Below are 16,833 nucleotides of genomic sequence, written 5' to 3'. Positions count from 1 at the left end.
AACGCCCCGGGCGCCGAGCTGCACGGTGTGCCCAAGACGGGCTACCACTGGCGCCACCTCGTCCCGAATTCGACGCCGGGCACGACCTCGCCGAGGAGGTGCCGGACGGGGTGGCCGCGGCGGTGTTGCCCTTCCTCGCGGGGCGGGCAGAGTGACCGCATGGACTTCGCCGCCGCGTTCCACCGCGAGATTCTGGCCTTCGAGGCCGCCGCCCGCCGGGCCGCCGACGCGGGCACCTCGCCCCTCGTACCCTCGTGTCCCGACTGGTCGATGGCCGATCTGGTGCTGCATCTGGGGGGTGTGCACCGCTTCGTCACCCGGATCGTCGAGGGCGGGCTGACGGAGCCGCCGGACGTCACGGACGTGGCGGTGTTCGCCCTCCCCGAGGACCGCGCGGGCTGGCCGGTGCCGGAGGGCGGGCCGCACCGGGGGCCGGTGCCGCCGGGTCTGGTCGAGTGGTTCGCCGACGGGGCCCGCGCGCTGGAGGCGCACATCCGTCACGGCGATCCGGACCAGCGGGTGTGGACCTGGTCGCGGGAGCGGAGCGCCGGATTCTGGTGGCGGATGCAGACCATCGAGGCGGCGCTGCACCGCTGGGACGCCGAGAGTGCGCTCGGGGTGCCCGGGCCCGTCGAGACCGCGCTCGCGGCGGACGCCATCGCCCAGACGTTCGAGGTCATGGCCCCGGCCCGGCGCGCCTGGAAGGAGGCACCACCGGGCGCGGGCGAGCGGTTCCGGCTGCGGCGGACGGACGGCCCGGGCGGCTGGACGGTGTCCTTCGAGGGCGGCGAGGTACGGCTCGACGGGGACACCGCCGGGCCGTACGACCTCGAACTGACCGGAACGGCCTCGGACCTGATGCTCTTCCTGTGGCAGCGGATCCCGGCCGACCGGCTGGACCGGATGCGGGGCGATCCGGCGATGGCCGACCGCTACTTCACCCTCGTCCCGCCGGTGTGACCACGCGGGTGTCCCCTACTGCTGCCGGTGTGACCACGCGGGTGTCCCCTACTGCTGCCGGTGTGACCACGCGGGTGTCCCCTACTGCTGGTCGTACTCCTGGGAGATGACCTCGGTCCGCCGGGTGGCGGGGTCGACGCGCACGGTGTCGAGGCCCAGGGTGTCGAGCTGCCTGATCGCCTCCGCCTCGGCGACCGGATCCACCACCCGCAGGGCGATGGCGGGTTCCTCGCCGTCGATCGCGGGCTGGTTCGCGAGCAGCGCCTTCATCAGCCGGTCGGCGATGCCCTCGGGCGCCTGTGAACCGACGGCCATGTGCAGCATCAGCTGCTCCATGCCGGTCTCGTTCCACCGGGCGTGTGCGATCCACACCGCGTGGATCTCGGGGAAGTCCAGCAGCCGGTCGCGCAGGGCGTCGCGCAGGGCCACCGCGCGCGGATGGGTGGACCGGGCGAGGGTGAGCGTACGGTCCTCCGGGAGCCGCTGGCCGCGCTGCTCGAGGATCTGGTGCAGCAGCGACATGGGAATCCCGGCATAGCCCGCGGGCGAGAACACCGAAAGGGTCGCCACCTTGGTCTGCTGTTCGATGTCCAGCAGCCGCGACACATCGCAGTGCACCGCTCCGGCGGCCTCCTGGAGCAGCTCCCGGCAGCACTCCTCGCTGGTGTATCCGGGCAGGCTCGGGCCGCTTCCCTCCATGCCGACGAACATCACGGAGCCGTTCGCGTCCACGGGCACATATACCCCGAAGTCGACGATGGCGTTGAGCAGTTGTTCCCCTTCGGTACGGGCGGCCTGTCGGTCGAGTATGTCGGCGAGTGCCTGGTTCCCTGTTGATGTCACGCACCGAGCATAAAAGGTGTACGGATGCCACCATGACGGGGCGGGGACGATGAGCGAGGGAGCCACGCATGAAGAGCGCGGATCTGCTGGCCGACGCCTTCGGCCGGGTGCGGGAGGCCGTGCACGGGGCGGTCGGGGGGCTCACCACGGACGACCTGGCCGTGCGTCTGGACAGCGGCGCGAATTCCCTCGCCTGGCTGGTGTGGCATCTGACCCGCGTCCAGGACGACCACGTCTCCGACGCCGCCGGAACCGAACAGACCTGGACAGCCGACGGCTGGTACGAGCGGTTCGGGCTGCCGTTCTCCCCGGCGGCCACCGGCTACGGCCACCGCGGCCGGGACGTGGCCAAGGTCCGGGCACCGGCCGGCCTGCTCATCGGGTACCACGACGCCGTGCACGCGCGGACGGTCGAGTACGTAACGGAGCTGCGCAACGCCGATCTGGACCGGATCGTGGACGAGGCGTGGACCCCGCCGGTGACCCTCGGGGTGCGGCTGATCAGCGTCATCGAGGACGACATGCAGCACGTGGGGCAGGCAGCCTATATCCGGGGCGCGCTCGGCAGACGCTGAGCAGGCGCTGAGCGGTCCGGCGGACCCGGCGGGCCGGTTTCAGCGAGCATTGACATGCAGGTGTTTGCCTGCATAACGTGAAGCGTGAGTTCGGAGATGGACAAGGTCTTCAAGGCGCTGGCCGACCAGACCCGGCGGTATCTGCTGGACCGCCTGCACGAGCGGGGCGGTCAGACGCTCGGCGAGCTGTGCGAGCGCCTGGCGATGACACGGCAGTCGGCGACGCAGCACCTGGCCGTCCTGGAGGACGCCAACCTGGTCGGCGTCGTGCGCCGGGGGCGGGAAAAACTGCATTACCTCAACCCCGTTCCCCTCTATGAAGTGCAGGAACGGTGGATCGACAAGTTCGAGCGCCCCCGCCTGAGAGCGCTCGGCGCGGTGAAACGACAAGCGGAGGACGCCATGGCCGAGAGGCCGACGTACCACTACGTCATCTACATCGAAAGCAGCCCGGAGAAGGTCTGGCACGCGCTGACCGACGCCGACGTCACGGCCGCGTACTGGGGCCACAGCAATGTGTCCGACTGGCAGCCCGGCTCGGCCTGGGAACACCGGCGTACGGATGGCAGCGGCATCGCCGACGTCGTGGGCACCGTCGTGGAGAGCGTGCCGCCCGAGCGCCTGGTGACCACCTGGGCGGCCCCCGGCACGGAACCCGTCGGCGGCCCGTCCCGGGTCACCTTCGAGATCGAGCCGTACGAGGAGATCGTCCGGCTCACCGTGACCCATGAGAACCTGGCCGACGAGGCCGAGCGCGAGCAGGCGGCCGGTGGCTGGGCGGCGGTGCTGTCCAACCTCAAGTCCCTGCTGGAGACCGGGAGTCCGCTGCCGCGGGAGCCCTGGACGGTGGGGCGCTGATCCCCGCGCTGCTACCCGCTCCGGTATCCGCGCCGACACGTACCCCGGGGGGCGCCGCCGTCATCCGGCGGCCACCCCGGGGGCGCGCTGCCGGATCGGGGTGCACACCCCGACCGCCACGATGAGCAGAAACAGGGCCGCGGCACCCAGCAACGGCCCGCGCACCCCGAACCGCGCCACCAGCGCGGTGAGCCCGGCGGCGCCCAGCGGGCCGAGCGAGTTGTGCAGGGTCCAGAAGGCGGAGGTGACCCGGCCGAGCAGATGGTCCGGGGTCACCGCCTGGCGCAGGGACATCGAGGAGATTCCCGCGAGCGCCATGCCGAACTGGTAGCACACCACCGCCACCGCCGTCTCCAGCACGGTGGCGGCCCCGGACAGCGCCCACAGCGCCAGCCCGCACACCGTGTACGAGCCCAGCCAGCACACGCCGAACCCCCAGGCCCGCCGCAGCACGGGTACGAGCACGGCGGCCAGTACGGTTCCGCCGCCCGCCACCCCCATCACGACGCCGACCGTCCGGTCGCCCGCGTCCAGCCCCTCCCGTATCTGGTAGATGAACACGTCGGTCATGCCCAGACCGATCAGCGAGACTCCGGTGAGCAGCACGGTGAGCCAGCGCAGCACGGGCGTCCGCCACAGGAAGACGAAGCCCGCCAGGAACTCCCCCTTCGCTCCCCGCCACCCGGTGGCGGCTCCGGCGGACGGGGTGGCGTCCCGCGCCGCCGCCTTCCGGAATCTGATCAGCGAGAGCGCGAGGGCGGAGGCGGCGAAGCCCGCCGCGTTGACCGCGATGGCCGCCGTCGGCCCGAGCAGCCCGGACAGTCCGCCCGCCAGCATCGGTCCCACGATGAAGGCGAGCGCGTTTGTCGTCGTCAGCCGCCCGTTGGCCTCGATGATCCGCTCGGGGTCCACCAGATTGGGGACGGCGGCGACGTAGGTGACCTTGAAGACCATGTCGAAGACCGCGGCGGCCGCCATCACCACATAGAGCAGCCAGACCTGCGGCCCGGCGATGGCCCAGCTGAGGGGAACGAGGGCGAAGAGCACCACCCGGGCCAGATCGCACACGATCATCAACTGCCGCCGGGGCAGCCGGTCGACCAGGATGCCCGCGAACAGCCCGGTGGCGATCGACGCGACGCCCGCGACGGCCGTCAGCAGCCCCATCTGGGCGACCGAGCCGGTGGCGTTCAGCACCAGCAGCGGCAGCGCCACCAGGGCGAAGGCGTTGCCCAGTTCGGACAGGGTCTGCCCGCACCAGAAGACGGTGAAATCACGCTGGGCCCATAACGGAGCCGGTTTCGTGGCCACGCTTTCCATCAGGCCCCCCGACGTCGGCGCTTGGCGGTGCGGGGCGTCAGGGCGGTGCCGCTCTCCTGCACCGTGACGCCGAGGGCCTGGGCGAACTGCGGTGCCAGTTCGAGGAGTTGACTGCCGGTGATGGCCGCCCCGCGCAGCGCGTCGATCCCCTCGGTGATGCCCAGCCGGGCGGCGTCGCGCAGATCGACCCGGGTCATGCGCGCGTTGCCGCAGCGCACCCCCTCCAGCGTCGATCCGGGGAACGCCACGTCCGTCAGCTTCGCGCCTCCGAGGTCGGTGTCCCGCAGGAGACAGTCCGCGAAGGTGACCTCCCGCAGCTCGGCGGTGCGCAGATTGACCGATTCGAACTTGCAGCGGTGGAAGGTCACGCGGTGCATGACCGTGCCGAACATCTCCAGTCCGGCGAGTACGCAGCCGATCAGCTCGCCGTCCAGCCAGTCGCCGTCGGCCAGGTCGGAGCCCACCCAGCGCACTCCGTCCAGCCAGACGTCGTTGAAGCGGGCCCCGCGGTAGCGGCCTCCGGTGAAGGTCACGGCGGAGAAGGCGGATTCGAGGAAGCGGGCCTGACCGGCGTCGGCCCCCTCGTACTCCCCGCCGTCGAAGTGGACGGTGTCGTAGTCCCCGTCCACCGTCAAGGTGCCGTCGAACGGGCGCAGATGGCTCGCGTACGGCAGATCGGCGAGCTGACGCGGGGATGACATGGCGAAACCTCATTTCCGGGGGCACCACCGGCCCGGGCGCGCGGTGTGCGAGATCGATGGTGCCATTAACTTCTGCCTTCCCCACCGTTGACATGTGGTGTGGGCCACTCCTACGTTCAGGCAAGCCGGTTCGGGTCTCCGGCAACCCTTCGATATTTCGAACGCATGGATCTCCCGAGAGGTACGCGTCAGTGGTGTCGAACCGGTTCGACCAGCAGCACCCGTCCGTCACCATCGGCGAGATCGCCCGTCTCGCCGGGGTGTCGCGCAGCACGGTCAGTTACGCGCTCAGCGGCAAGCGGCCGATCTCCGACCGCACCCGGCGGCGCATCCAGCAGGTCATCGAGGACCGGGGCTTCCAGCCGAACGCCAGCGCCCGCGCGCTGGCCCATGGCCGCACCCGCACCCTCGGGCTGGTCTTTCCGACCGTCAGCCGCCGCTACACCGATATGCAGCTGGACTTCATCAACAGCGTGGTCGACGCCGCCGCCGCGCACGACCACGACATCCTGCTCTCGCGCAGCGACGGCGACGGCGACGACTCCTTCCGCCGGCTGGTCGGCGAACGGCGGGTCGACGGCGCGCTGCTGATGGAGATCCGGGCGCCGGACTCGCGGGTGGCGGGCATGGTCCGCTCGGGCTTCCCGTTCGTGTCCATGGGCCACACCGAGCACACGGACAAGCTGTCCTGGGTCGATCTGGACTTCGCGGAGCTGACCGCCGCCTGCGTGACCCATCTCGGGCGGCTCGGCCATCGCCACCTCGCGCTGGTGGGACGGCCCCGGGAGCTGTTCGACGCCGGGTACGTGCCCGCGCACCGGGGGCGCACCGGCTTTCTGCGGGCCACCTCGGAACTCGGGCTCACCGGCGAGGTCCACCACTGCGGTGACGACGCCGCCTCGGGCCAGGCCGTGGTGGCGCGGCTCCTCGACCGGGACCCGCGCACCACCGCGGTCGTGACGCTCAACGAGGCGGCACTGGTGGGCCTGTACCGCGGGCTCGCCCTCGCGGGGCGCTCCGTACCCGGCGACTTCTCGGTGACCGGGGTGGCGGCGGCCCGCTGGGCGGAGGCCGTCACCCCGATGATGACCGGCGCCGACGTGCCCTCCGATCTGATGGGCCGACTGGCCGTGGAACTGCTGCTGGAGCGGCTGGACGCCCCGGCCGCGGCGCCCCGGCAGCATCTGCTCACCCCTCCGCTCACCCCGCGCGCCAGCACGGGGCCGGCACCGCATCGCAACTGACCGACTCACCCCTCGGAGACGCACATGGCCAACCGAGCCAACAGGCCCCCGGCTACCACCGGGCGGGGCCCTCTGGACCGCCGCTCCTTCCTGCGGATATCGGGCTCCGGGCTGCTCGCCGCGGGGCTGGCAGGCCCGCTCACCGCCTGCGGCGGCGGGGGCGGCGGGTCTTCGGCGAAGAACCTCGTCTGGTGGGACTACCTCGTCGAGGACGCCCGCCAGCCGGGCATCAAGGCGCTGATCGCCGACATGGAGAAGAGCATCCCCGGGCTGAAGATCACCCGCCGGACCTTTCCGTTCGCCGAGCTGGAGCCCGCGATCATCAAGGGAGCGGCCTCCGGCGATCTGCCGGACCTGGCGGTCATCGACAACACCTCGATGAACTCCCTCGCCCCGCAGGGGCTGCTCACCGACCTCACCGACCGGGTGAAGGAGTGGGGCCAGGCCGACGCGTACTACAAGGGCCCGTGGAGCAGCGGGGTCATCGGCGGCAAGACCTACTCGGTCCCCAACAACGCCAACTGCCTGGCGCTCTACTACAACACCGAGCTGCTGGAGAAGGCGGGCGTCACGCCGCCGAAGACGTGGGAGGAGCTGTCGGCGGCGGCCCGCAAGCTGACCCGGGGCAGCACCTTCGGGCTGGCGATGAGCGCGGTCAAGACCGAGGAGGGAGTCTTCCAGCTGCTGCCCTTCCTGTGGTCGGCGGGCGGCGATCTGGACACGTTCGCCACCGGCGGCGCCACCGCGCTGGCCTACCTGGGGGAGCTGGTGAAGGCGGGCGCGCTGTCCAAGCAGTGCGTGGGCTGGACCCAGCAGGACGTCAACATCCAATTCACCTCCGGCCGCGCGGCCATGCAGATCAACGGGCCGTGGCAACTGCCCGGCCTCAAGCAGCAGTCCAAGGTGAAGTGGGGGGTGGTGCCCATTCCCGTCGACAAGGAGCCCGCGAGCTGCCTGGGCGGGGAGAACTGGGTGATCCTCAAGACCAGCGGCAAGGCCGACCAGGCGTGGCGGGCCATCGAGTACAGCCAGCGGAAGAAGCCGCTGGCCGCCTATCTGGGGTCGGTGGGGCTGCTGCCCGCGCGCAGCGACATGGCGGACAGCGGCGACTGGGCCACCGACCCCACCCTGAAGGTGTTCGTCCAGGAGTTCGGCAACGCCCGGCCGCGTGCGTACGGCGAGCACTATCCGCAGATGTCCCAGGCCATGGCCGAGGCGTTGCAGGCCACCCTGACCGGCAGCTCCTCCCCCGGGGCCGCCGCGAAGAAGGCGGCCGCCGCCATCATGCCCAAGCTGTCGAAGTAGCGGGGCCGCGATGACCACGCAGAGCCTGCGGACCCGCCGTACCCGGGCCGGATACGGCATGTCGGCGCCCGCGCTGCTCTTCCTCGGCGCGACCATGCTGTTCCCGCTCGTCTACAACCTCTGGACCTCGGTCCACCAGGTCGAGATCGGCGATCTGGTGACCGGCGACTGGGCGTTCAACGGCACCGCCAACTACGACGCGGTGGTCTCCGAGGGCGCCTTCTGGCACGCCGCCCGGGTCTCCCTGCTGTTCACGGCCGGTTCGCTGGTCTTCCAGTTCACCATCGGCTTCGCGCTGGCGCTGCTGTTCGTACGGCGGTTCCCGCTGGCCGGGCTGTTCCGGGGGCTGATGCTGGTGGCGTGGCTGCTGCCGCCCATCGTCAGCGGCACCCTGTTCCGCTGGATGCTGGACGCCGACTCGGGCGCGTACAACGAACTGCTGCACACCGTCGGGCTGGACGCGCTGGCGCACAACTGGCTGACCGACCCGGGCACCGCGCTGCCCGGGGTCATCGCCGCCAATGTGTGGGTGGGCGTGCCCTTCAACATGCTGCTGCTCCTGGTCGGGCTCCAGTCCATCGACCCCAGCCTCTACGAGGCGGCGGCCATCGACGGCGCGGGGCCCTGGCAGCGGCTGCGCCATCTCACCCTGCCGCTGATGCGGCCGGTGGCGGCGGCGGTGCTGCTGCTCGGTCTGGTGTACACCTTCAAGGTCTTCGACCTGGTCTTCGTGCTGACCGGCGGCGGCCCCGTCGACTCCACGACCGTCCTCCCCCTCTATGTCTATCAGTCTGCGTTCAAGCTCTTCCAGCTCGGCCGGGGCGCGGCGGCGGGCACCCTGCTGCTGCTCGTACCGCTGCTGGTGGCCGTGGCGTACGTACGCAGGCTGCGCAAGGAAGGAGCCGCCGCATGACCCGCACCCGCCGCCCCTGGCTGCTCACCCTGGTCGCGGGCGTCATCACCGCCTTCTTCCTGCTGCCGCTGTACTGGATGATCGCCACCTCGCTGAAACGTCCCGACGAGGTGCTCAGCTCGCCGCCGCAGTGGTTTCCGTCCCCGCCGAGCGGCGAGAGCTACGCACGGGCGCTGGACAAGCCGATGCTCGGGCAGGCGCTGCTCAACAGCGTGGCCATTTCGCTGGGCGTGGTGGCGCTGACCCTGGTGCTCGCGGTGCCGCTCACCTACGCCGTGGCGCGCATCCGGATGCGCGGCTCGGCGGCCATGGTGCTGTCGCTGCTGGTGGCGCAGCTGCTGCCGAGCATCGTGCTGGCCGCCCCGCTGTTCATCGTGCTCCGGGACGCCGGGCTGAACAACACGCTGCTGGGGCTGGTGATCGCGGACACCACCCTCACACTGCCCTTCGCGGTGATCGTGCTGCGGCCGCTGGTGCGCGCCATGCCCGCCGAGATCGAGGAGGCGGCGCTGGTGGACGGCTGCGGGCTGCCGGGGGTGCTGTGGCGGATCGTGCTGCCGGTCATGCGGCCGGGGCTGATCGCGGTCGGCGCCTTCTCCTTCCTGCTCGGCTGGGGAGAATTCGTGTTCGGTATCACCGTGAACAGCGACCCCGAGGTCCAGCCGGTGACGGTGCTGCTCAACACGTTCGTCGGCCAGACCGGCACCGCCTGGGGGCCGCTGATGGCGGCCGCCACGATCGTCAGTGTGCCGGTGGTGTGCGTGTTCGCGATGCTCCAGCGGTTCATCGTGGGCGGGCTCACCGCCGGGAGCGTCAAGTCCTGAGGGAATTGGCCGACCGGGGCATATGCCTGGCTTTAGGACGCGGCTAGCTTTCTGCTCATACTGACATCAAGTCAGGACATGTCGAGCGAAGGCGGGTTGATCGATATGCAAAGGCGCAGGGACATTCTGAGGGCGGCCGGGGTCGTGGCGGGCGCCACCGTGGTGGGTGCCATGGGCAGCGGCACGGCCGCCGCCGTGTCCGGAGGGGCGGCGGCCGTACGGGGCACGAGAAGGATCACCAGTTCCGTGGGGACCCGGCTGAACACCTTCCATGACGCCTCGGGGCTGGTGACCGTGTCGGTGTTCTCCCACCGGGGGAGCCCGCCCCAGCAGCACTGGATCGATGAGACCGTGCTGGTCGGCGACGGCGACATGATCGCCATCGGCGGTGGTGCCACGGCGGCCGAGTACCCGAACGGGGCCCTGCTGACCGCCTCGTACCCCACCGACGACCTCTCGGGCTGGACCGTGAGTTCGAAGGACCATATCGAAGCCCAGGCCCACGAGCTGACCTCGTATGTCATCGGTCTGAAGATCGCCGGGATGAGCCGGGACGAGCTGCTGCGCTCGGTGTACGTGTCGCGCGCCGACAGCGGGGTGGCCCCGCATCCGGAGGCCGAGGCCGGAGTTCCGTCGTCCACTGACTTTTGTCTGGTCGGCGGCGGATTCCGGGTGGACTGGCACGGTGGCGGCAATCTCGCCACCGCGTCCTTCCCGTCGACGGAGACCTCCTGGAAGGCGCGGTCGAAGGACCACCAGGTGTCCGATCCGGCCAACATCCGGGCGTTCGCGATCGGGCTGCGGCGCCGGCTGCCCGTCGGGACCGTATCGAACAGCTTCCTGCGGTCCGACTCCGGCCAGTCCCCGCACCCGGCCGCCGTGGCATCGGTCGAGCCCGGGTTCGCGCTGACCGGCGGCGGCGCGGACGTGCACTGGCGGGGCGCGGGCAACCTGCTGTGGAAGCTGGAACCGGCGACCGGCCAGACGCCGAGTTTCAGCGCCGCCGCCAAGGACCACCGGATCTCCGACCCGGCCACGATCACGGCGTACTCGGTGGGCATCCGGATCAACTGAACGGCCCGGCCGGGCCGTTCAGTTGATCCGGCGCCCGGTGGCTCCACCGGCGGGACCCGAGTGTCACCGCCGGTGGAGGGTCCATGACCAGCGGTACGTCCCCGCCCCCAGCGCATAGCGGGGCAGGGTGTCCGGGCCGCAGGACGCCGTGCCCAGACCGCGGTGCGCGGCGTCGAGGTGCACCACACACCGGGGCCGGGGCACCAGCTCGTCGTGGTGGGTGGCGGCGGCCAGATCGGCCGCCCGGTGGCGGGTGACCGACACCTGCCGCGGGGCGTCCAGCCGTACGGCCAGCCCGCCGCCCGCGTCCGACGACAGAAGCGAGAAGCCCCGCACCCCGTGCCGCCCGCCGCTCTCCTGCGGCCGGAGGTACGGGGTGAACAGCCGGTCCACCCGGACGCTGTGATGGCCGACCGGGCCGCCCGCACACCTGTCCGGGTACGTCTCCCAGGGGCCCTGGCCGTACCACTCCATATGGTCGAGGCCGCAGACCGTCTCGAAGACCGTGCCCACGCGCGCGGCGTCGGTCAGCCCCTCGGGGAGGTCGGCCGTCTCCTCCACCAGCAGGCCGCCCTCGGGCAGCGGGGTGAAGACCTGGAGATGTTCGACGGTGCCCGCGGCGGTCGGATACGCGCTGCGCACCAGGGTCCGGGCGCCGTCGCGGTCGACCGAACGCGGTGTGCGTTCCAGCCGGTCGAGACCCAGCGTGTGCCAGTGGTCGGCGGCGCCGCCCAGCAGATCGTTGTCGGTGGGCGCGCGCCACAGGCTGAGCACCGGCGGGGAGGTCAGCAGCGGATGGCGCAGCAGCCCCTCGGCGTCGACCGGGACGGCCGGGCCGGAGGCGGTCACGGCCGGGGGCGCGGGCCGCTCACGGAGCCGGATCTGCGGGATGCACACCTCGGTGCCGCGCGGCGCCCACGGCATCTCGCCCCGGGTGGTGACCCGCAGGGTGAGCCATGCCTCGCCGCCATCCGCGGGCAGCCGGTCCACCAGATCGGGCGGCGGGGCGATACGGGCCGACGCGCCGGGCGGCAGGGTGGCGGGCAGGTCGGCCGGGGCGGTGCGGGTGCCCGCGTCCTCCAGGGACAGCCGCCACTCGGCGGTCAGCCAGGACAGATCGCGGAAGTGCTGGGCGTTGGTGAGGCGCACCGAGCCGTCCGGCTCGCGCGACAGCCGCAGCGGCGCCGCGAGTTCGCGGTGTTCGTACAGGGCGGGCTTCGGAGTGCGGTCGGGGAAGACCAGTCCGTCCGCGCAGAACGCGCCGTCGTGCGGGGTGTCGCCGAAGTCGCCGCCGTACGCCCAGCGGTAGCCCTCGGCGGCCACCCCGTGTGCGTACGCCCCCTCGCCGGCGCGGCCCGCCGGGCGGCCCGCGGTCCGTCCGGTGGTGCGCTGGAGCAGTCCGTGGTCCCAGAACTCCCAGATGAAGCCGCCCTGGAGCCCGGGGGTGGTCTCGATAGCGGCCCAGTGGTCGGCGAGGGTGCCGTTGCTGTTGCCCATGGCGTGCGAGTACTCGCACAGGATGAGCGGTTTGGTCTGCTCGCCGGAGGTGGCGTGCGCGGTGATCTCGTCCAGCGAGGCGTACATCGGGCAGCAGATGTCGCTCGCGACATCCGGCGAGGCCCAGCCGGTCTTGGCCGCGCCCTCGTACTGGAGCGGACGGGTGGGGTCGTAGCGGCGCAGCCAGCCCGCGGCGGCGTCGTGGTTGGCGCCGTAGTCGCTCTCGTTGCCCAGCGACCAGATGATGACGCTCGGGTGGTTCTTGTCCCGCAGCGCCATGCGCGCGACCCGGTCGGTGAAGGCGGCCAGGTAGCGCGGATCGTCGGCGATCTCGTGGGCGTGGTCGTGGCTCTCGATGTTCGCCTCGTCCACCAGGTAGAGGCCGAGTTCATCGGCGAGGTCGAGGAGGGCCGGGTCGTTGGGGTAGTGCGAGGTGCGGACGGCGTTGAAGCCGAAGCGTTTGATGGTCTCCAGGTCGGCGCGCATCTCGGCGGGGGTGACCGTGCGCCCGGTGAGCGGGTGGAAGTCATGCCGGTTGACGCCGCGTATGAACACCCGTTGGCCATTGACCAGCAGATCCCTGCCCACGACCGCGACGGTGCGGAAACCCACGCGGTGGTGCGAGGTGTCGGCGGTCGTCCCGTCTGGGCGGTGCAGCGTCACGGTGAGCCCGTACAGCTCGGGCGTCTCGGCGGACCAGGTGCGGACCCCGGGGACGGCCGCCCGCAGCCGCGCCTCGCCGAGGAAGTCCGAGACCCGCTCCTCCGCAGCGCACCAGGCGGCGTACTCCTCGTCGACGGGCACGTCCCCGACCCCGTCGAGGTGGGCCGAGACCCGCCACCCGGCGGGCAGCGCGCCGTCGGTCGAGCGCACCTGGACATCGACCCGCAGCTGTCCGTCCGCCGGGGCGGTGATCCGCACATCGGCCAGGTGCAGGGGGTCGGTGGCGTAGAGGAGGACCGGCCGGGTGATGCCGCCGTGCCACCACTGGTCCTGGTCCTCGATGTGCGTGGCGTCGGACCACTTGACCACGGTCAGCCGTACGGTGTCGGTCGCCCCGGGGCGTACCGCGTGGCTGATGTCGAACTCGCTCGCGAGGTGGGAGTCCTTGCCGATGCCCACCGGCCGCCCGCCCACCTCGGCGAGCAGCACGCTCTCGGCGGCGCCGACCCGCAGGACGATGCGGCGGCCCGCCCATTCGGCCGGGATGTGGACCTCCCGCTCATGCACTCCGGTGGGGTTGTCGGCGGGCGTGTGGGGCGGGTAAGCGGGCCAGGGCATCCGCCAGTTGGTGTAGCGCGGGATGTCGCCGGTGTCCTGGGTGGTCCAGGGGCCGGGTACCTCCAGCCGGGTCCAGGTGTCGGCGGGCGCGGTGGCGGGTGTGGGCAGCAGCTGGAAGCGCCAGGGCCCGTCCAGGGAGAGGCTGCCCGGCACCCGGTCGACCGCGTGCATCGGCAGCCGGCGCCAGGACGTCAGCTCGGGGGACTCCCAGGGCCGCAGCTCGCCCCAGAGGTAAGGGTGCGCCGTCATCAGCGGATGGCTCCCTTGCCGAGGTCCGACAGGATCTGCCGGGCGCCGATGAAGAACACCACGAGCAGCGGGAGCAGCGCGAGCAGCGCCCCGGCCATCACCATGCCGTAGTCGGTGGTGCCATGGACGCTGTTGAGCTGGGACAGCGCGACCTGGAGCGTCACATGGTCGGGGTTGATCAGCGCGATCAGCGGCCAGGCGTAGTCGTTCCACTGGCCCATGAAGGTGAAGATGCCGAGGAAGGCGAGGCCCGGCCGGACCACGGGCAGGGCCACATGCCAGTACTGCCGCAGGAAGCCGCAGCCGTCGAGCCGGGAGGAGTCCATCAGCTCGTCGTGGATGGCGCCCTTCATGTACTGGCGCATCCAGAAGATGCCGAAGGCGTTGGCCGCGGCCGGTACGACCAGGGAGGTGAGGGAGCCGATCCAGCCCAGCTTCGCCATGATGACGAACTGCGGGATGGCCTGGAGCTGGGCGGGCACCATGAAGATGCCCATCATCAGGACGAACAGCAGTCGGCGGCCGGGGAATTCGTACTTGGCGAAGACGAAGGCCGCGAGCGAGTCGAAGAAGAGCACCAGGAAGGTCACGGAGGCCGCGACGATCAGGGTGTTGGCCATCGAGCCGAAGAAGTCGATGTTCTGGAAGAGATGGCGGACGTTCTCCAGGAAGTGGGTGCCCGGCAGCAGCTTCGGCGGGAACTGGAAGATCTCGGTCGACGTGCGGGTCGACATGACGATGGTCCAGTAGAAGGGGAAGAGGGAGACCAGCACCCCGGCGATGAGCGAAATGTGGAGGGTCAGCCCTCGGGCGCGTGTGCCCTTCATGCCCTTCACGCCTTTCATACCCTGCATGACGGTCTCCCTACGCCTTGTCCTTGCGCTGCACCAGGCGCCAGTTGATGATCGAGAAGAGCGCGACGACGAGGAAGATGCCCCAGGCGATGGCGGCTCCGTAGCCGAAGTCGTTGTTGTCGAAGCTCTGCTGGAAGAAGTAGAGGACCATCGTCTGGCCGGAGTTGCCGGGGCCGCCCGCGAAGGTCGAGGTGTTGTTGGTGTTGGCCAGCAGCACCTGGGGTTCGGTGAAGCTCTGGAGGCCGGTGACGGTCGAGACGATGAGCGCAAAGAGGATGATCGGCCGCATCATCGGCACGGTGATCCGGAAGAAGGTCTGTACCGGTCCCGCGCCGTCCACCCGGGCCGCCTCGTACAGCTCGCCGGGGATGGTCTGGAGCCCGGCGAGGAAGATGAGCGCGTTGTAACCGGTCCACTGCCAGGTCATCAGCATGGCGATGGCGATCTTGATGCCCCAGGCGGAGTTCAGCCAGGCCACCTGGTCCAGTCCGAGCCCCTCCAGCACGGCGTTGGCGAGACCGAAGTTGGTGGAGAAGACCGAGGAGAAGATGATCGCGACGGCGACGACGGAGGTGACGTTCGGCAGGAAGTAGGCGAAGCGGTAGAACTGCTTGAAGCGCACCGCGGAGTTGAGCATCACGGCGGTCACCAGCGCGAGGAAGAGCATCGGCAGGGTGGCCATGGCCCAGATGATCAGGGTGTTGGTGAGGGAGTGCCAGAACTGGGCGTCCCCCAGCAGATAGCGGTACTGCGAAAGACCCGCGTATTCCATAGGGCCCAGCCCGTCCCAGCGGTGGAACGAGAGGTAGAGGGAGTACCCCACCGGGATCAGGCCGAAGCCGAGGAAGAGCAGATAGAACGGGGAGATCGCGAGGTAGAGCCGCCAGTATCCGAAGACGGACCGGGGCTTGTGTCGCGCGTGGGCGGCCTTCGTGCCGCCGCGGGCGGCGGGCGGGGCACCGAGCCCGGGCACGGCGGTCATACCAGCACCCCCATGTGCTCCGCTATGCGTCGGCACTTGCTCATGGCGTCCTTCCAGGCCCGGGCGGGGTTCTTGTCGAGCGCGTTCACATTGCGCAGTTCGTCGGAGACCACTTGGTCGAGCGCGTAGTCGTAGGGGCTGTGATAGGCGACCGGGACCTTCTCGGCCGCCGGGCCGAAGACATCGATGGTGACCTGGCCGCCGAAGAACGGGTCCGGCGCGCGCATCGCCTTCAGCCGGTACGAGGCGGGGGTGGAGGGGAAGAGGGTGGCGTCCGTGAAGCCGCGGGCCTGGTTGTCGGCGTTCAGCAGCCAGGTGATGATCTGATAGGCCCGCTCGGGCTCCCGGCAGTACTTGGTGATGGCGAGGAATGAGCCGCCGTTGTTGGCGGAGCCGCCGGGCATGGCCGCCACCCGCCACTTGCCGCTGGTCTTGGGCACGGTCAGCTTGAGGTCCCCGGCCGACCAAGAGGCGCCGAGCTGGCTGGGCAGCAGGCCCTTCTCGATGGCCGCGTTGGAGTCCGGCGTGCCGGACTGGTACTTCGAGCACAGGCCGCGCTCGTACGCCTCGATGGCCTTGCCCCAGGCCCGGCGCACATGGGCGTGGTCGCCGATGAAGTGCCGGTCCTTGTCGACGTACCGCAGGGTGCCCTGCGCGAGCATGTACTGGTAGACCGTGAGCGCGTCGATGAGCAGATACGCGCCGTGGATCTTCCGCTTCAGCCGCTCGCCCGCCGCGAAGTACGCGTCCCAGGTGTCCATCTCCCTGGCGACCTCGGCGGGGGCCGTGGGCAGTCCGGCCCGGTCGAACACGGCGGGCATGTAGTAGTGGGCGACCGGGCCGGTGTCGATGGGGAAGCCGACCATGCGGCCGTCGGGGGTGCAGCCCTCCGCCCATTTCCAGGGCAGGTACCGGTCCTTGAGCCGGTCCGCGCCGAGGGTGCGCAGATCGATGAACTGTCCGGCGTTCGGCAAGTACGAGGCCATGTCCTCGCCCTTGAGGCCGGTGATGTCGGGGACGTAGGACCGGCCGGCCATTGTGGTCAGCAGCTTGGACTTGAAGTAACCGCCGATCTGGGCCGGCTTCAGCGAGACGCGCGTGAAGCGTTTCTCGGCATCGGCGACGACCTTGTCGCTCAGTCCGCCGGACCAGTACCAGAAGGTCATGTCGCGGCCCGTGGAACCGCTCGGTACCGAGCAGCCCGCTGTGGTGCCGCCGAGCGTCGCAGCCGCCGTGGTGGCCAGCCCCGCGCGCAGCAGCCCTCTCCGGGAGAGGTGCACCGCTCCCACCGCCCTTCAAAAGTGTGCAAGGTGTGACACAGGATCGTGCGCCCCTCAATCAGAAAGAGCAATA

The 16,833-nt window shown here is 70.6% G+C and carries 15 protein-coding genes; 8 read left to right on the top strand and 7 right to left on the bottom strand.

The genetic code is table 11. The annotated features are described in order from the left end of the window. Window positions 1-159 precede the first annotated feature (159 nt). Window positions 160-960 (top strand): maleylpyruvate isomerase family mycothiol-dependent enzyme, encoded by an 801-nt coding sequence (locus ACZ59A_RS17430; RefSeq protein WP_470959509.1) that lies wholly within the window; start codon window positions 160-162, stop codon window positions 958-960. Window positions 961-1,041: 81 nt separating this feature from the next. Here ACZ59A_RS17430 and ACZ59A_RS17425 read toward each other — a convergent pair whose 3' ends face one another. Then, the gene (locus tag ACZ59A_RS17425) at window positions 1,042-1,803 is read right to left on the bottom strand and encodes a hypothetical protein (RefSeq protein WP_470959507.1); all 762 of its coding nucleotides are present in this window, start codon (window positions 1,801-1,803) and stop codon (window positions 1,042-1,044) included. Window positions 1,804-1,871: 68 nt separating this feature from the next. Between ACZ59A_RS17425 and ACZ59A_RS17420 the strand changes: the two genes are divergently transcribed. Together ACZ59A_RS17420 and ACZ59A_RS17415 are read left to right on the top strand one after the other, a co-directional pair. Further along, complete coding sequence (locus ACZ59A_RS17420) at window positions 1,872-2,378, top strand: mycothiol transferase (protein WP_470959505.1); 507 nt, start codon at window positions 1,872-1,874, stop codon at window positions 2,376-2,378. Window positions 2,379-2,474: 96 nt separating this feature from the next. Continuing rightward, window positions 2,475-3,236 carry an ArsR/SmtB family transcription factor gene (locus ACZ59A_RS17415; protein ID WP_470959706.1) on the top strand — a complete coding sequence of 254 codons (762 nt, stop codon included), beginning with the start codon at window positions 2,475-2,477 and terminating at the stop codon, window positions 3,234-3,236. A gap of 60 nt (window positions 3,237-3,296) precedes the next feature. Here the strand turns inward: ACZ59A_RS17415 and ACZ59A_RS17410 are convergent, their stop codons facing one another. Further along, window positions 3,297-4,547: an MFS transporter gene (locus ACZ59A_RS17410; RefSeq protein ID WP_470959503.1), complete on the bottom strand. Its 1,251-nt coding sequence runs from the start codon at window positions 4,545-4,547 to the stop codon at window positions 3,297-3,299. A gap of 8 nt (window positions 4,548-4,555) precedes the next feature. After that, on the bottom strand, window positions 4,556-5,257 hold the full coding sequence (locus ACZ59A_RS17405; RefSeq protein ID WP_470959501.1) for a pentapeptide repeat-containing protein: 702 nt from the start codon (window positions 5,255-5,257) through the stop codon (window positions 4,556-4,558). 191 nt (window positions 5,258-5,448) lie between these two features. Between ACZ59A_RS17405 and ACZ59A_RS17400 the strand changes: the two genes are divergently transcribed. The 5 genes from ACZ59A_RS17400 (at window position 5,449) to ACZ59A_RS17380 (ending at window position 10,617) form a co-directional block, all read left to right on the top strand. Next, a complete protein-coding gene (locus tag ACZ59A_RS17400) occupies window positions 5,449-6,501 on the top strand; it encodes a LacI family DNA-binding transcriptional regulator (RefSeq protein WP_470959498.1) in 1,053 nt (350 codons plus the stop codon). A 24-nt stretch (window positions 6,502-6,525) separates the two neighbouring features. Beyond that, window positions 6,526-7,806: an ABC transporter substrate-binding protein gene (locus ACZ59A_RS17395; protein WP_470959495.1), complete on the top strand. Its 1,281-nt coding sequence runs from the start codon at window positions 6,526-6,528 to the stop codon at window positions 7,804-7,806. A gap of 10 nt (window positions 7,807-7,816) precedes the next feature. Continuing rightward, complete coding sequence (locus ACZ59A_RS17390; RefSeq protein ID WP_468045726.1) at window positions 7,817-8,719, top strand: carbohydrate ABC transporter permease; 903 nt, start codon at window positions 7,817-7,819, stop codon at window positions 8,717-8,719. Then, window positions 8,716-9,543 carry a carbohydrate ABC transporter permease gene (locus tag ACZ59A_RS17385; protein WP_470959492.1) on the top strand — a complete coding sequence of 276 codons (828 nt, stop codon included), beginning with the start codon at window positions 8,716-8,718 and terminating at the stop codon, window positions 9,541-9,543. The genes ACZ59A_RS17390 and ACZ59A_RS17385 overlap by 4 nt, the downstream gene beginning before the upstream one ends. A gap of 105 nt (window positions 9,544-9,648) precedes the next feature. Beyond that, on the top strand, window positions 9,649-10,617 hold the full coding sequence (locus ACZ59A_RS17380; protein ID WP_470959489.1) for a hypothetical protein: 969 nt from the start codon (window positions 9,649-9,651) through the stop codon (window positions 10,615-10,617). A gap of 63 nt (window positions 10,618-10,680) precedes the next feature. Here the strand turns inward: ACZ59A_RS17380 and ACZ59A_RS17375 are convergent, their stop codons facing one another. Genes ACZ59A_RS17375 through ACZ59A_RS17360 form a run of 4 tightly spaced genes read right to left on the bottom strand, consistent with a single transcriptional unit; the run spans window position 10,681 to window position 16,760 of the window. Beyond that, a complete protein-coding gene (locus tag ACZ59A_RS17375) occupies window positions 10,681-13,644 on the bottom strand; it encodes a glycoside hydrolase family 2 TIM barrel-domain containing protein (protein WP_470959487.1) in 2,964 nt (987 codons plus the stop codon). Next, entirely contained in the window at window positions 13,644-14,489 is an 846-nt protein-coding gene (locus ACZ59A_RS17370; RefSeq protein ID WP_470959704.1) for a carbohydrate ABC transporter permease, read from the bottom strand. Before ACZ59A_RS17370 ends, ACZ59A_RS17375 begins: the two co-directional genes overlap by 1 nt. 19 nt (window positions 14,490-14,508) lie before the next feature. Continuing rightward, window positions 14,509-15,480, bottom strand: a complete 972-nt coding sequence (locus tag ACZ59A_RS17365; RefSeq protein WP_470959484.1) for a carbohydrate ABC transporter permease — start codon at window positions 15,478-15,480, stop codon at window positions 14,509-14,511. Then, a complete protein-coding gene (locus ACZ59A_RS17360; RefSeq protein ID WP_470959480.1) occupies window positions 15,477-16,760 on the bottom strand; it encodes an ABC transporter substrate-binding protein in 1,284 nt (427 codons plus the stop codon). Before ACZ59A_RS17360 ends, ACZ59A_RS17365 begins: the two co-directional genes overlap by 4 nt. Window positions 16,761-16,833 lie beyond the last annotated feature (73 nt).

It is taken from the genome of Streptomyces sp. NPDC040405, assembly GCF_055595765.1.
This window is presented reverse-complemented; position numbering and strand designations above follow the sequence as displayed.

Excerpts from the sequence above, each read along its gene's own strand:
- ACZ59A_RS17430 (WP_470959509.1), top strand. The coding sequence starts at position 160 with ATGGACTTCGCCGCCGCGTTCCACCGCGAGATTCTGGCCTTCGAGGCC.
- ACZ59A_RS17420 (WP_470959505.1), top strand. The coding sequence starts at position 1,872 with ATGAAGAGCGCGGATCTGCTGGCCGACGCCTTCGGCCGGGTGCGGGAG.
- ACZ59A_RS17415 (WP_470959706.1), top strand. The coding sequence starts at position 2,475 with ATGGACAAGGTCTTCAAGGCGCTGGCCGACCAGACCCGGCGGTATCTG.
- ACZ59A_RS17405 (WP_470959501.1), bottom strand. The coding sequence starts at position 5,257 with ATGTCATCCCCGCGTCAGCTCGCCGATCTGCCGTACGCGAGCCATCTG.
- ACZ59A_RS17395 (WP_470959495.1), top strand. The coding sequence starts at position 6,526 with ATGGCCAACCGAGCCAACAGGCCCCCGGCTACCACCGGGCGGGGCCCT.
- ACZ59A_RS17390 (WP_468045726.1), top strand. The coding sequence starts at position 7,817 with ATGACCACGCAGAGCCTGCGGACCCGCCGTACCCGGGCCGGATACGGC.
- ACZ59A_RS17385 (WP_470959492.1), top strand. The coding sequence starts at position 8,716 with ATGACCCGCACCCGCCGCCCCTGGCTGCTCACCCTGGTCGCGGGCGTC.
- ACZ59A_RS17380 (WP_470959489.1), top strand. The coding sequence starts at position 9,649 with ATGCAAAGGCGCAGGGACATTCTGAGGGCGGCCGGGGTCGTGGCGGGC.
- ACZ59A_RS17375 (WP_470959487.1), bottom strand. The coding sequence starts at position 13,644 with ATGACGGCGCACCCTTACCTCTGGGGCGAGCTGCGGCCCTGGGAGTCC.
- ACZ59A_RS17370 (WP_470959704.1), bottom strand. The coding sequence starts at position 14,489 with ATGAAAGGCGTGAAGGGCATGAAGGGCACACGCGCCCGAGGGCTGACC.
- ACZ59A_RS17365 (WP_470959484.1), bottom strand. The coding sequence starts at position 15,480 with ATGACCGCCGTGCCCGGGCTCGGTGCCCCGCCCGCCGCCCGCGGCGGC.